This window comes from Paraburkholderia sp. Ac-20347 (assembly GCF_017104805.1).
GTDB classification, from domain to species: domain Bacteria; phylum Pseudomonadota; class Gammaproteobacteria; order Burkholderiales; family Burkholderiaceae; genus Paraburkholderia; species Paraburkholderia tropica.
The window spans coordinates 1-921 of sequence record NZ_JAAGPN010000593.1 but is presented as its reverse complement, the minus strand read 5'-3'; the positions used below and the strand labels follow the sequence as shown (position 1 = coordinate 921).

The window sequence follows — 921 nt, the reverse complement described above, 5'->3', positions numbered from 1 at the left end:
AGCGACGATTTCGCGAGCCAGATCGGCGCATGGCTGAGCGTGCAGGCATTCGCCGGCACGCCTTGAGGAACGCGGCGGGCGGCGCGCGCGGCGTGCTGCACGCGGCCCCAGTGGAACCGGTTGGATGAGCGGCAAAGCGGGTAAGGGCGGCAAGGGCTACGACAGCAGCAACGGTGAAACCGGCGACGCTGCGCGCGCGCGCAGCGAGGACGCCGTCGCGCGCGCCGAAGACGCGTCAGCCGTCCCCGACATCCCGCCGCGCCAGGCCTCCACGCTCTCGCGCCAGGCGCTGGCGCTCTACACGGCGCTGATCGTCTACGGCTCGTGGTATCCGTTCTCGGGCTGGCGCTCGCTCGGCCTCGGTCCGTTCGACTATCTGAACGATCCCTTCCCGCGTTACTGGACCGTCTTCGACGTCGTCACCAACGTGCTCGGCTACATGCCGTTCGGCGCGCTCGCGGTGCTGGCGATCTGGCCGCGCTGCCGCGGTCTCGCCGCCGTCGCGCTCGCCACGCTGGGCGGCACGCTGCTTTCCAGCGGCATGGAAGCGGTGCAGACCTATTTGCCGACGCGCGTCGCGTCCAATCTCGATCTCGGCACCAACGCGCTCGGCGCGCTGCTGGGCGCGGCGCTCGCCGCGCCGCTCACGGGCGCGCTGCTCGAACGCGGCTTTCTACGGCGGCTGCGGTTTCGCTGGTTCGAACGCGACGCGGGCGCGCTGATGGTGCTCGCCGCGCTCTGGCCGTTCGCGACGATGTATCCCGCGCCGCGCCTGTTCGGCATGGGCGACTGGCCGCGCGCGATCTGGCAGCGCTTCGACGCCTCGATGCAGGACGCCGTGCTCGCGTGGACGCCCGCCGCGTGGCATCTGCGCGCGCTGCCCGACATGCTCGCCGCGCGGCTGCCCGAGAGCGTCTGGGG

Annotated in this window: 1 protein-coding gene; it reads left to right on the top strand. The window is 72.1% G+C overall.

What is annotated here, in order from left to right; translation table 11 throughout:
* Nucleotides 1-124 precede the first annotated feature (124 nt).
* On the top strand, nt 125-921 hold a 797-nt coding region (locus G3N97_RS38890; RefSeq protein WP_205998013.1), incomplete at its 3' end, for a VanZ family protein.